Origin of the sequence: Cryobacterium sp. MDB2-A-1, assembly GCF_004402675.1 — a bacterium.
Classification (GTDB): Bacteria; Actinomycetota; Actinomycetes; order Actinomycetales; family Microbacteriaceae; genus Cryobacterium; species Cryobacterium glucosi.
On sequence record NZ_SOFK01000030.1, the window covers coordinates 98,262 to 111,168 of the forward strand.

Consider the following 12,907-nt stretch of genomic DNA (forward strand, 5'->3'; position numbering starts at 1 on the left):
CCATGTTAGTTCCTGGTCGCCGGCGCGGCAGCCGCAGACCGGTTACTCAGGGCGCACGCCGTAGAATCCCCTATATGGTGGCCGAGTCAAGTACTGCGCGTCGGCCCGCGCACCCGACGGCGGCGAGCGGCCGCTGGTCGCACCTCAGGGTCCCCGTCTCCGCCCTCCTGATCGGCATCCTCGCCGGACTGCTTCCCCTGGCTTCGTCCGGCTTCATTCCCGGCGCGCCCACCAGCGCGGCCGCCGCCGCGACGGCGACTCCGACGCCGACGCCGACAGCGGATGCTGCGACGACGGACCAGGTCACGGTGACGGTCGCCCCCGTCTCGCTGGCGCCCCTGCGGTCAGGACAGGACCTCGCGGTCACCGTAAGGATCACCAACGGCAGCGCCGAAACCATCACCCCCGGCACGATCGATCTCTACCTCGCCGAACGGGCACTGACCAGTCGCAGCGCACTCACCGCCTGGCTGCATCCCACCAAGACGGGCAAGCCCGGCGACCTGATGCTGCGTTCGGCACTTCCGGCCGCCATCCCGCCAGCGGGAACGGCGACCGTCGCCATCTCGGTGCCCTCCGCGGACGTCGGCCTCACCTCGGGCAACGCGTGGGGCGCCCGCGGCATCTCGGCCACGATCACCGAGGACGGGTCCGTCCTCGCCCAGGGGCGGGGCACCTTCGTCTGGTATTCCAACGAGGTCGTCACCCCGGTGGCCCTCGCTGTCGTGATGCCGATCACGGTGCCGGAGCAGACCGAGGGTCTCATCCCGGCGAAATCACTCGAAACCTACACCGCGCCGGGCGGCAGGCTGAGCCGGCAGCTCGACGGCGTGATCAACCGCGACGTGACGATTGCGATCGATCCGATGATCATCGCGTCGATCCGTATCCTCGGCAACACGGCACCGGCGAGTGCCGTGGCCTGGCTCGGTCGCCTCGGTCAGGCGAAGAACGATATATTCCCGCTCGGCTATGCGGATGCCGACCTCACCCTTCAGCACCAGGCCGCTGCCGGCACCCTCCTGGTTCCCCTCTCATTCGACCAGTCGATCAACGCCTCGGATTTCACCTCCCCGACACCGGCACCGACACCATCAACATCAACTCCGACACCGACCCCGACTCCGACGGCAACCGGCAGCGCCCCTGCCGGCCTGACCGACACGACGACCGACACGACGACCGACACCGCGACTCCGACTCCACCCCCGACCTCAGCACCCGTGATCACTCCGGGCACAGTCCCCACGAGCGAGCAACTCCTGGCCTGGAATTACACGGCAACGGACATCGGCTGGCCGCTGACGGGCACGGTCTCGGCCGCCGACCTCGATGTCTTCACGGCGGGCGGCCTCTCGAGCCTCATCCTCGGCGGGGCAAACACCGCGCAGTCTGACCTCACCGAGACCCCCAACGCGAACGTGGTCCTGGCCGGTGGGCATGGAAACGCCCTGGTCACCGACGAACCCATCTCTGCAGCGCTCCGGACGGCGGCCACCGCGACGACGGATAGCGACTGGCAGGTGGCGATGGCCGAGCTGAGCTCCCAGATCGCGGTGGTCTCCGCCGAGCGTCCCGCGACCGTGCGCACACTCCTCGCCACGTTCGACCGTGACACCGTGCCGGGTGGAGTCCGGTTGAGCGAAACCCTCGCGGCCCTTTCGGGCCTGGGCTGGCGTGCACCGGCGACCGTGGCCGCCGCACGTGCGGCGTCGCCGGCCACGGACGTGAGCTTCCAGTCCCAGGCGGTGTCCGATGCCCGCATCCTCACGGCGCGCACTCTGCTGCACCGTGAAGGTGAGGTGACGGCGTTCTCGACGGCACTCTCCAAACCGCTCGCCATCACCGCCACCCAGCGACTGACGACGCTCGCGCTGCTGTCGACGAGCTGGGCGCAGGATACGGGTGCCTGGAGCGAGGCCGTCGACTCGAGCCTCGCGGACTCCTCTGTACTGCTCTCCTCGATCAGCGTGTCCACGAAGGGTCCGATCAACGTCGTCGGCAGTCAGGTCGACATCCCGATCACCCTCGACAACGCCCTCGGGCAGTCCGTGACGGTGAAAGTCCAGGTCGTCCCGTCCAACGGCCGACTCATCGTCGGCGGCGATGTCATCGAGGCGACGATCGAGGCGTCCTCGGCCAGGACCGTCAAGGTCCCCGTGACGGCCGCTGTCGGGAATGGTGCGGTCACGCTGCGGATCACCCTCTTCTCCCCGGACGGTTCCGTCGTCGGCCAGCCCAGTCAGATTCCGATCAACGTGCGTGCGGACTGGGAGGGCCTCGGTTCGCTCATCTTCGCCGCCCTGCTCGTGCTCTTCTTCGGATTCGGGATCTGGAGAAACGTGCAGCGCCGCCGCCGGGAACGTACTGCGGTCGCGCAGGCGACAGATGCCCCTGTGGAGCCCCCCGTCGATCCCCCGGTCGTGCCGCGTGGCTAGCATCGGGCGCGCGAGCGCCTTCCTCGCCTCGGGCACGATCGTCTCCCGCATCCTGGGATTCGTGAAGGTCATCGTCCTCGCCGGCGTGATCGGCCTGTACGGCACGAGCGCCGACGCGTTCGCGCTCGCCAATCAGCTCCCGAACACCGTCTACACGATCGTCGCAGGCGGAGTCCTCACCGCGGTCCTCGTCCCCCAGATCGTCAGGGCCGGACTCCACGTCGACGGCGGCACCGCGTACATCAACAAGCTGCTGACCCTGGCGCTCAGCATCCTCGCGGTCACCACGCTCGCCGCAACACTCCTGGTCCCGGTCATCACGCCCTTCATCGGCCTGCACCTGCCTCCAGCGCAGTTGGACCTCGCCATCGCCTTCGCTTATTGGTGCATGCCGCAGATCTTCTTCTACGGCCTGTACACGGTTCTGGGGGAAGTGCTCAATGCGAGAAAGTCGTTCGGACCGTTCACCTGGGTTCCGGTTCTCAACAACGTGGTTGCCCTGGCCGGAATCGTCGTCTTCGCCCTCGTGGCCGGGGCCGACCCCAACGGTGATCGCACGGCGAGCGACTTCACCCCGGGCATGGTCGCACTGCTGGGCGGCACCGCCACGCTCGGCGTCGTCGCGCAGGCCGTCGTGCTCTTCTATTTCTGGCGTCGGATCGGACTCCACTTCCGCCCCGACTTCCACTTCCGCGGGGTCGGGCTCGGCGCCGCCGGCAAGACCGCGAGCTGGACCTTCGGCATGCTCCTGCTCAGCACGGCCGCCGGGATCGTCGAAACCCAGGTCGTCACCCAGGCCACGGGCAAGGCGTCTGTCGCCGTGCTCGCAACAGCCTGGCTCATCTTCATGCTCCCGCACTCGGTCATCACCGTTTCCGTGGCCACCGCCTACTTCACCGGCATGAGCGAGCATGCCTCCCGCGGTGACGTTGCGAAGCTCAGAACGGATGCCTCGTCGGCTATACGAGGCACGTCACTCCTGATCGTGCTCGCGTCGACGGTCATCCTGGTCTGCGCCTACCCGTTCGCGGCGGTTTTCACCCAGGGGAAGTTCGAGCAGGTGCAGGGCACCGGGAACGTCATCATCGCCTACATTCTCGGCCTCGTCGCCTTCTGCGTGCTCTTCGTCCTGCAACGCACGTTCTATGCGCTCGGCGACACCCGCACCCCGTTCTTCTTCACCCTGTTCCAGGTCATCCTCGTCGTGACCGGAGTGCTCGCGTGCTCGCTGCTGCCCCCGGCCTGGATCGCCGTCGGCATCGCACTCGTCGTGACGGTCTCCGGAATCCTGCAAACGATCCTGGCCGGCCACTTGTTGCGGCGTCGTCTGGGCGGTCTCGACGGCCGTCGTATCCTGCGGAGCCTCGTCCGGTACCTGGTCGCCGCGATTCTTCCCCTCATCATCGGCCTCGGAATCCTCCTGCTCCTCGGCGGCACTCACGAGGGCGGCTTCGCCGTCTCCGGACGGCTCGAGGCCATCCTGTCGATGCTCATCATCGGCGGCGTGATGTCCCTCGCCTACTTCGGAATGCTGCTGCTCATGCGCAGCGATGAACTCAGGGTCTTCCTGGTGCCGCTGATCAACCGGTTCCGCCCGCGCGGCACGAACTAGTCCGGCACGCCACCAGCAAGGTGGTCCCCGGGCCGGGCACACTGGCAACCGGCCGTGAACGCAGGCCCCCGGCTGGGAGGCGCGGAATAGCATCCGATTAGGATGTGTTGTACCCGGCAGCGAGGCAGCCACACCTGCCCTGCCCCCACTGCGAAGGAGTCTACGCGTGCGTCAGATCATCATCATCGGCTCCGGCCCTGCCGGATTCACGGCCGCCATTTACGCCGCGCGCGCCAACCTCAAACCGCTCCTCATCGCGAGCTCGGTCGAGGCAGGCGGCGAGCTGATGAACACGACCGAGGTCGAGAACTTCCCCGGCTTCCCCGAGGGTGTCCAGGGCCCCGACCTCATGCAGAAGATGCAGGAGCAGGCCGAACGCTTCGGCACCAAGGTCGTCTACGACGACGTCACCGAACTCGACCTCACCGGCGCGGTCAAGACCGTCACGCTCGGTTCCGGCGAGACCCACGAGGCCCTGACCGTGATCTTCGCGACCGGTTCCGCCTACCGCAAGCTCGGTCTCGAAGACGAAGAGCGCCTCTCGGGGCGCGGCGTCTCCTGGTGTGCGACCTGCGACGGCTTCTTCTTCAAAGAGAAGGAGATTGCCGTGATCGGCGGCGGCGACTCCGCCATGGAGGAAGCCACCTTCCTCACCCGGTTCGCGAGCAAGGTCTACGTTGTGCACCGCAAGGACACCCTGCGCGCCTCCAAGATCATGCAGGATCGCGCCTTCGCCAACCCGAAGATCGAGTTCGTCTGGAACTCGACGGTCTCCGGCATCACGGGCACGGATGCCGTCGACGGCCTGGTTCTGCGCGACACGGTTTCCGGCGCCGAAAGCATCCTTCCCGTCGGAGGGGTCTTCGTCGCCATCGGCAATGACCCGCGCACCCACCTCGTCCACAAGCAGCTCGATCTCACGACGGACGGCACGATCGCCGTCGCTGGACGATCCTCCCTGACCAGCCAGGCGGGCGTCTTCGCCGCTGGCGACGTCATCGACCCGCACTACCGCCAGGCCGTGACCGCGGCCGCCTCCGGCACCGTGGCTGCGCTCGACGCGGAGCACTACCTCGCTTCCCTCCCCGCGGAACTGCTGGCCAGCGCCGGCGACTCCACATTCGCAACAGCCACCAACTAAGGAGCACACATGTCCGCACGCGCCGTTACCGACGCGACTTTCGACCAGGAAGTCATCAACAACGAGAAGACCGTCCTCGTGGACTTCTGGGCGGAATGGTGTGGCCCCTGCCGCGCCGTCAGCCCCATCCTGGACCAGATCGCCGCAGAGCACGCCGACAAGCTCGACATCGTCAAGCTCAACGTCGACGACTTCCCCGCCCTCGCCGCGAAATACCAGATCACGTCGATCCCGGCCATGAAGGTGTTCCAGAAGGGCGAGGTCGTCAAGACCGTCATCGGCGCCAAGCCGAAGGTCGTCCTCGTTTCCGACCTGGCCGCATACCTGGCCTAGAGGCCCTCTCCCCGCTTCGGTCGGTTTCACGTGAAACACCGGACGTAGAGATGAACGAAGCCCGCCCGGCACCGTCGGGCGGGCTTCGTCGTATCCGGGTGGGCCTACGATTGAACCCTCACCAGAACGGATGTGACGTGACTGCACAGGGCTCTTCCCAGGCCGGTAACAACCTCGACCCGTGGTACCACCACTACGCCGAGCGAGCCGCCGGGCTGCGGGCCTCCGAGGTGCGGGCCCTCTTCGCCGTCGCCTCCCGCCCCGAGGTCGTCTCACTGGCCGGGGGAATGCCGTTCGTGGCAGCGCTGCCCCCGGACCTCGTGGTCAACGCCATGGAGCGGGTCATGCGTGAGCAGGGTCCCGTCGCCCTGCAATACGGCTCCGGCCAGGGAGTACCCGCTCTCCGCGAACAGATCCTCGAGGTCATGGCCCTCGAAGGCATCCGCGCCCATGCCGACGATGTCGTCGTGACCACCGGCTCGCAGCACGCCCTCGAACTCGTCAGCAAACTCTTTCTCGATCCCGGTGACGTTGTGATCTCCGAGGGACCGAGTTACGTGACTGCCATGGTCATCTTCAAGTCGTACCAGGCCGAGGTCGACCATGTTCCCATGGACGAACACGGTCTCATCCCTGAAGCCCTGCGTGAGCACATCCAGCAGCTCCGTGTTGCAGGCAAGACCATCAAGTTCCTGTACACGATCCCGAACTTCCACAACCCGGCCGGGGTCACGCTGAGCTGGGAACGGCGTATCGAAATTCTCGAGATCTGCCGCGCCAACAACATCCTCGTCCTCGAAGACAACCCGTACGGCCTGCTCTACTTCGACAAGCCGGCACCGGATGCGATGCGCTCCCTCGAACAGGACGGCGTCGTCTACCTCGGCACCTTCTCCAAAACCCTCGCTCCGGGTTTCCGGGTGGGTTGGGCCCTCGCACCCCACGCGATCAGGGAAAAGCTGGTGCTCGCGAACGAGGCCGCCGTTCTGTCGCCGAGCTCGTTCAGCCAACTCGTAATCTCGGAGTACCTGGCCACTGCCGATTGGAAGGGCCAGATCAACACCTTCCGAGGCGTGTACCACGAGCGCAAGGACGCCCTGCTGAATGCACTGGACGAGTACCTGCCCGAACTCACCTGGACGAATCCCAATGGGGGATTCTATGTCTGGGTCACCCTGCCGCAGCTGCTCAATTCCAAGGCGATGCTCCCGCGCGCCGTCAAGGAGCTCGTCGCGTACACGCCGGGAACCGCTTTCTTCGCCGACGGCGACGGCCAGCAGAACATCCGCCTGTCGTTCTGCTATCCCACCCCTGCCGAGATCCGGGTCGGCGTCCGTCGACTCGCGACCGTCGTCCGCGATGAGCTCGACCTTCTCGAAACGTTCGCCGGAACCGGCTCGCTCGATCCGCTCCGCACACCCGGTCGCTTCAACCCGCTGCCGACCGACATCTCCTAGCCCACGAACCACCCCAAGCGATTAGCAAGGAATCCCTGATCATGACCGATATTTCTCCCCTCGCGATCATCGTTCTCGCCGGCGGAATCTCGCATGAGCGCGATATCTCGCTCCGTTCGGGGCGTCGGGTCGCGGACGCGCTCACCGGCCTCGGCCACAAGGTCACCCTCCTCGACCCGCAGGCGGGGCTCCTGCTCGACCTCACCACCCGGGCCCCCGATGTCATCTTCCCGGTCGTGCACGGAGCCACCGGGGAAGACGGCGCGCTCCTCTCGCTCCTGGAGACGACGGGTATCCCCCACGTCGGCTCCCGCGGAGGTCCGGCGAGCCTCGCCTGGACGAAGCCCACGGCCAAGGAACTCGTCCGACGCGCCGGGTTCGCGACACCGAACTGGATTGCCCTCTCCAAAGAGACCTTCCGGGACCTCGGAGCGGCGAGCGTTCTCGAGCATCTCCTGACAGCACTTCCCACTCCCCTTGTCGTGAAGCCATCCCAGGGTGGATCCGCGCAGGGTGTCACCATCGTCGAGACCGCGGCCGAGCTTCCGCGGGCCATGGTCGAGGCCTACACCTACAACTCGGTGGCCCTCGTCGAAGAAAAGGTACGCGGCACCGAACTCGCCGTCACGGTCATCGACTCCGGACTCGGTCCGGTCGCCCTCCCCGCCGTCGAGATCGTGCCCGTCAATGGTGTCTACAGCTTCGAGGCCCGCTACAACGCCGGCGAGACCCTCTTCTACGCACCAGCGCGCATCACCGCGGACATCGCCACTCTCGTCACCCAGACGGCTGTCGATATTCACACACTGCTCGGACTCCGGCACATCTCCCGGATCGACCTGATCGTCGACGAAGACGGCGTTGTCTGGTTCCTCGAAGCCAACGTGCTCCCCGGGCTCACGGAAACCTCCCTGGTCCCCCAGTCCATCGAAGCGTCGGGTGCGACGCTCGGCGACGTCTACGAGTCACTCGCGCGAGCCGCGGTCGCGACCGTCGACTGACTTCGATCCGACAAGATCGTCCATTTCTCCCGAAAATCAGCCCCTTTGGGGCGCGAATCGGACATTCCCGGAGCGCCGGAATCGGCTTAGGATGCCTTCTGAAGACCTGAAATCACGCAGAACCGGCGTTCCCACTCGTCTTTCCTGACAACGTTTCACGTGAAACACTCGCGCCAGAAATGACGGGAGGCAGAAAATCCGCGCAAGAGCACGTTTCACGTGAAACATGCGCTGCATTCTGCACACCCCACAGGCACGCTGGTGATTCACCCTGCACGGCGGTGGCCCCTTGAGACACCGGATACATAGAGAATGGCTTGAGTCTAACGCTATGTTTCACGTGAAACATACCTGGGGTTCGCGTCTCGTGACACCGTTTCACGTGAAACATACTTGGGGTTCGCGTCTCGTGACACCGTTTCACGTGAAACATGCGCAGAACGTCGCGTCGACCAGGCGCCCCGGTGATGAAGCGCGCCAATTGCGTCATTTCGTACCAAGCACTCCGCGAGTGAATCGGCTCACCTGACGCGTGTGCGTGCGTGATGTCTCACGTGAAACACCGTAGGGGAGCAGGCCTGTTCGACCGAGGGATCTAATTCGACCCGAAGCCGGGCTCTCCCAGAACCGCAAGAATCCGGTTCAGGTCGCCGATCGTGGCAAAATCGATATTGATCTGTCCCTTACGCGCGCCCAGGTTGATCTTCACCCGGGTGTCCAGGCGATCGCCAAGGTGTGAAGCGATCTCGTCGAGGTGACCCTGGCGTTTGCCTGCCGATGGTCGAGGCGCCTGCGCCTTCGGCACTGCCGTCGCCGCGGCTTCCGCCGCCCGCACAGAGAGGTCCTCGTTGACGATCTTGTCGGCGAGACGAAGCATCCCTTCCGGATCGCCCACGGAGAGGATCGCACGGGCGTGACCGGCGGACAGGACACCCGCGGCGACCCGTACCTGGACGGCTTCCGGAAGCTTCAGGAGACGGATCGTGTTGGTGATTTGTGGCCTTGACCGGCCAATTCGCTGTGCGAGCTCGTCCTGGGTGATTCCAAAGTCCGCGAGCAGCTGCTGGTACGCCGACGCCTCTTCGAGCGGATTGAGCTGGGCACGATGCAGGTTCTCGAGCAGTGCGTCGCGGAGCATGTCGATGTCCGCGGTCTCCCGGACAACGGCGGGGATGGAATCGAGGCCCGCTTCCTTGGTCGCCCGCAACCGACGCTCGCCCATGACGAGTTCGTATTTTCCGGGCTGATCGGGGAGGGGGCGCACCACGATCGGCTGCAGCACACCGACCTCGCGAATGCTGTGCACGAGTTCCGCAAGATCGGATTCGTCGAACACGCTGCGGGGCTGCACGGCATTCGGGACGATATCGAACGGATTGAGGTGCGCGAGCCGGGCACCGGGAACCGGTACGAGGACGGGCGCATCCGCATCCGCCGGCTCGACGACAGCAGAACCGCCCTCGACCAGGCCGTCCTCTGCGGGAGCACCCGAGTCCGGCACCGCGGTGAGTCCGACAGCGTCGATCCCGGCCTTGTCACCCGCCGCCGCGAGTGCGGCTGCCGCGCTCGCCTTCGCCGCCGGGGAGTACGGGAAGAACACGTCCACGGGACGGGCGAGGGTCGGGTCGTCTTGAATCGGAATCAGGGCGCCGATACCGCGGCCGAGGCCTGTTCTCTTCGCCATTACTGTCGTTCTCCTGTCCGGGGGGCACCGCGTCTGGCGATTTCCGCTGCTGCTTCAAGGTAGGAGAGCGATCCTGCCGAGTTCAGGTCGTAACTGATCACGCTCTGACCGTAGCTCGGCGCCTCAGAAACCCGCACAGAGCGCGGAATGAGGGTACTCAACACCTGGTCGGGGAAGTGATCGCGCACGTCCTGCGCCACCTGGTTGGCCAGGTTGGTGCGGCTGTCGTACATCGTCAGCAGAATGGTCGATACCGTGAGTTCGGGGTTCAGGTGCTTCTCGATCAGTTCGATGTTCTTGAGCAGCTGGCTCAGGCCTTCGAGCGCGTAGTACTCGCACTGAATCGGGATGAGGACCTCTTTCGCGGCGACGAAGGCGTTGATCGTGAGGAGCCCGAGGGATGGGGGACAGTCGATGAACACATAGTCGTAGGGATCCGTCATTGCGGAGAGGTGCACGGTGAGGGCACGACTCAGCCGCTGTTCGCGGGCGACGAGGGAGACGAGCTCGATCTCGGCTCCCGCGAGGTGGATCGTCGCCGGTACGCAGAAGAGCGAACCGAATTCGGGGCTGCTCTGCACAACGGAGGCGAGTTCTACGTCGTTGATGATCACGTCATAGACGCTCGGGGTGTCCGCGCGGTGTTCGACGCCGAGCGCTGTCGAGGCATTTCCCTGCGGATCGAGGTCGATCACAAGTACCCGGGCACCCTGCCGGGCCAGGGACGCTGCCAGGTTCACGGCGGTCGTGGTCTTGCCAACGCCGCCCTTCTGGTTGGACACCGTGATGATCCGGGTGCGCTCGGGCTTGGGCAGCTTCTCCGCTGCGATCACCTGACGCCTGCGCGTGAGCTCGGTGATTTCCCTGGCGAGGGGAGTGCTGCTGTCAAAACCGCGTGCGGCCGTGGTGTCGTGCTGTTCCTGGCCGGGTTGTTTCACGTGAAACCTTTACGTTCGACGGTTGAAGAGCCATCCGAGGGTGATGCACGATCCGTGTTCGCGTGTGCGAAACGCCAATCGGGGACTAATCAACTGTAGCCCTTATGACTCGCGTCACGTCCTGCAGCACGCCCTCACCGAGGGTGATCACCTCGACATTACTGAGGTAGAAGCGACGAATCTCCTTCGCAGCCGCCGAAATTTCGCCCTGCGCACCAGCGCCCTTCATGAGCACGAGCTCGCCCCCTGCCCTGAGGAGCGGCGCCGTCAGGGGAATCAGTGTTCGGAAAGCGCTTACTGCGCGCGCGGTGACCTGGTCGAGCGGATGCGGAAGGTGCAGGTCCTCAGCACGGGCGCGCGTCACGGTCGTGTTGGTCAAACCGAGCTTCGCAACCTGCTCGGTCAGCCAAGCCACCCGGCGCTCCATCGGTTCGATCAGCACGAAGTCGACGTCGGGCCGAATGATCGCGAGCACGAGTCCGGGCAGTCCGGCGCCGGACCCGACGTCGCCGACCAGTCCGGGCCGGAGCAGCGGGGCCATGATCGCACAGTTCAGGATGTGCCGGCTCCAGAGCCGGGGCAACTCGAGCGGGCCGATCAGGCCGCGCTCCTCGCCCTGCGTCGCGAGGTTGGCCGCGAAGGCCCGTGCGACGTCGATGCGGTCCCCGAAGAGCCCGGCCGTGACGACCGGTTCGATCTCGAGCGTGTCGTTCACGGGTTCCACGTGAAACTACGCCGCGATGATGACCGTGTGACGGTCGCGGCCTTCGCCCGTCGACTCCGACACGTAACCGTGCTCGGAGACGAGGTCGTGCACGAGCTTGCGCTCATAGGACGACATCGGCGGCAGGGAGGCTTCCGTCGCGCCTGCGGCGATGCGCTCGATCGCCCGGGTCACGAGGACGCCGAGCTCCGCCTGGCGGGCCTCACGGGAGCCGCCGATGTCGAGGATCAACCGGGAGAACGACCCGGTCTTGTTCTGCACCGCGAGGCGGGTCAGTTCCTGCAGGGCGTTCACGGTGTCCGGGCGGGAGAGCAGGCGCAGGCTTCCGGCATCCGTCGAATTGACCGACACGTAGGCGCGGCCGTTGCGGGCATCGATGTCGATGTCCCCGTCGAGGTCGCAGATGTCGAGGAATTCCTCGATGTAGTCCGCGGCGACGTCGCCCTCCTTCTCGAGCTGATCGAGGGTGGGGGAGTCGTCTTCCGCGGGGGAATCCGCGGCGATCACGTCGGTGTTCTCAGTCACGATGTCCGTCTCTTCTGTGTTCTGCTCAGTCGTTCTGTTCAGGCCCTTCGGCCTGTTCAGTCGCTTCGGACCAGTCTATTTCTTCGGGCCGGTCTGCTTCTTGGCGCGGGACTTGCCGACGGGCTGCTGACGCTGCGGCTGCTGCTTCTTCGGCTCTTCGACCACGATGATGTCGCCATCCTTCGCGATGAGCTTTCCCTTGCGCGCGAGACGCTCCTCGCGGGCCTTGGCCGCTTCACTGCCCGGTGTCGGCATGTTGCGGATGACCAGGAACTGCTGGGCCATGGTCCAGATGTTCGAGGTCAGCCAGTAGAACATGACGCCGAGCGGGAAGGCGATACCGGAGAAGGCGAAGACGAGCGGGAGTAAATACAACATCATGCGCTGCTGCTTGAACATCGGGCTCGCCTTGGTTTCCGGCGACATGTTCTTGGAGACGATCTGCAGCTGCGTGATGAACTGCGAAGCAGTCATCAGGACGACCATGGTCGCCGCGATGAGCATCACGGCGAGGTTGTACGGGCTGCCGGCCACGAGCAGCGCCCACTGCGTGGAGAACGATTCGTGCAGCGGTGCAACCCCGAACAAGGTCGCACTCCCGAAGCTCTCCGCAAGCTGGGAGTTGAGCGGACCGACGCCGGCCTTGGCGTGCTGCGCGTCGTTGAGGACGGAGAAGAGCGCGAAGAAGATCGGCATCTGCAGCAGGAGGGGAAGGCACGAGCTCAGCGGGTTCGTGCCCGTGCGCTTGTACAGTTCCATGGTCTCGCGGGACATTGCCTCGCGGGAGAACTGGTCCTTCTTACCCTTGTACTTGTCCTGGATCTTCTTGAGCTGGGGAGCGACCTCGAGCATCTTGCGCTGGCTGCGAATCTGCCGTACAAAGATGGGGATGAGCGCGGCGCGCACGACGAGCACGAGTCCCACGATCGCGAGCACCCAGGTGATGCCATCGTTGTAGCCGAGGCCAACGGTCGTGAACAACCAGTGGAAGGCGACGAGCAGGAGCTCGACAGCCCATTTCAAAGGCCAGAGAATCGTACCTAGGAGGTCCATA

Annotated in this window: 11 protein-coding genes; 6 read left to right on the top strand and 5 right to left on the bottom strand. The window is 65.3% G+C overall.

Features of this window, described 5'->3' with window-relative positions; genetic code table 11:
- Positions 1 to 74: 74 nt before the first annotated feature.
- From E3O39_RS12360 to E3O39_RS12385, 6 genes are all read left to right on the top strand, one after another.
- Positions 75 to 2,438, top strand: coding sequence for a DUF6049 family protein (locus tag E3O39_RS12360; protein ID WP_134448539.1), 2,364 nt, complete (start codon positions 75 to 77; stop codon positions 2,436 to 2,438).
- Positions 2,431 to 4,050: a murein biosynthesis integral membrane protein MurJ gene (gene murJ, locus E3O39_RS12365; protein ID WP_134448541.1), complete on the top strand. Its 1,620-nt coding sequence runs from the start codon at positions 2,431 to 2,433 to the stop codon at positions 4,048 to 4,050. The genes E3O39_RS12360 and murJ overlap by 8 nt, the downstream gene beginning before the upstream one ends.
- A gap of 166 nt (positions 4,051 to 4,216) precedes the next feature.
- Complete coding sequence (gene trxB, locus E3O39_RS12370) at positions 4,217 to 5,191, top strand: thioredoxin-disulfide reductase (RefSeq protein ID WP_134448543.1); 975 nt, start codon at positions 4,217 to 4,219, stop codon at positions 5,189 to 5,191.
- 9 nt (positions 5,192 to 5,200) lie between these two features.
- Positions 5,201 to 5,524, top strand: a complete 324-nt coding sequence (gene trxA, locus E3O39_RS12375) for a thioredoxin (protein ID WP_134448545.1) — start codon at positions 5,201 to 5,203, stop codon at positions 5,522 to 5,524.
- 137 nt (positions 5,525 to 5,661) lie between these two features.
- Positions 5,662 to 6,981, top strand: coding sequence for a PLP-dependent aminotransferase family protein (locus E3O39_RS12380; RefSeq protein WP_134448547.1), 1,320 nt, complete (start codon positions 5,662 to 5,664; stop codon positions 6,979 to 6,981).
- A 41-nt stretch (positions 6,982 to 7,022) separates the two neighbouring features.
- A complete protein-coding gene (locus tag E3O39_RS12385) occupies positions 7,023 to 7,982 on the top strand; it encodes a D-alanine--D-alanine ligase (protein WP_134448549.1) in 960 nt (319 codons plus the stop codon).
- Between the two features lie 595 nt (positions 7,983 to 8,577).
- On the opposite strand, the gene E3O39_RS12390 is transcribed toward E3O39_RS12385, so the two are convergent.
- The 5 genes from E3O39_RS12390 to yidC form a co-directional block, all read right to left on the bottom strand.
- Positions 8,578 to 9,666, bottom strand: coding sequence for a ParB/RepB/Spo0J family partition protein (locus E3O39_RS12390; RefSeq protein WP_134448551.1), 1,089 nt, complete (start codon positions 9,664 to 9,666; stop codon positions 8,578 to 8,580).
- Positions 9,666 to 10,604, bottom strand: a complete 939-nt coding sequence (locus E3O39_RS12395) for a ParA family protein (RefSeq protein WP_134448552.1) — start codon at positions 10,602 to 10,604, stop codon at positions 9,666 to 9,668. The genes E3O39_RS12390 and E3O39_RS12395 overlap by 1 nt, the downstream gene beginning before the upstream one ends.
- 85 nt (positions 10,605 to 10,689) lie before the next feature.
- Positions 10,690 to 11,328: a 16S rRNA (guanine(527)-N(7))-methyltransferase RsmG gene (gene rsmG, locus E3O39_RS12400; protein WP_241985064.1), complete on the bottom strand. Its 639-nt coding sequence runs from the start codon at positions 11,326 to 11,328 to the stop codon at positions 10,690 to 10,692.
- Between the two features lie 6 nt (positions 11,329 to 11,334).
- Positions 11,335 to 11,853: a R3H domain-containing nucleic acid-binding protein gene (locus E3O39_RS12405; RefSeq protein ID WP_134448554.1), complete on the bottom strand. Its 519-nt coding sequence runs from the start codon at positions 11,851 to 11,853 to the stop codon at positions 11,335 to 11,337.
- Between the two features lie 75 nt (positions 11,854 to 11,928).
- Positions 11,929 to 12,906, bottom strand: coding sequence for a membrane protein insertase YidC (gene yidC / locus E3O39_RS12410; RefSeq protein WP_134448555.1), 978 nt, complete (start codon positions 12,904 to 12,906; stop codon positions 11,929 to 11,931).
- Position 12,907 lies beyond the last annotated feature (1 nt).

What these genes read in the sequence shown, in the direction of transcription:
- E3O39_RS12385 (WP_134448549.1), top strand. Translation starts at nt 7,023, where the DNA reads ATGACCGATATTTCTCCCCTCGCGATCATCGTTCTCGCCGGCGGAATC.
- E3O39_RS12390 (WP_134448551.1), bottom strand. Translation starts at nt 9,666, where the DNA reads ATGGCGAAGAGAACAGGCCTCGGCCGCGGTATCGGCGCCCTGATTCCG.
- trxA (WP_134448545.1), top strand. Translation starts at nt 5,201, where the DNA reads ATGTCCGCACGCGCCGTTACCGACGCGACTTTCGACCAGGAAGTCATC.
- yidC (WP_134448555.1), bottom strand. Translation starts at nt 12,906, where the DNA reads ATGGACCTCCTAGGTACGATTCTCTGGCCTTTGAAATGGGCTGTCGAG.
- E3O39_RS12360 (WP_134448539.1), top strand. Translation starts at nt 75, where the DNA reads ATGGTGGCCGAGTCAAGTACTGCGCGTCGGCCCGCGCACCCGACGGCG.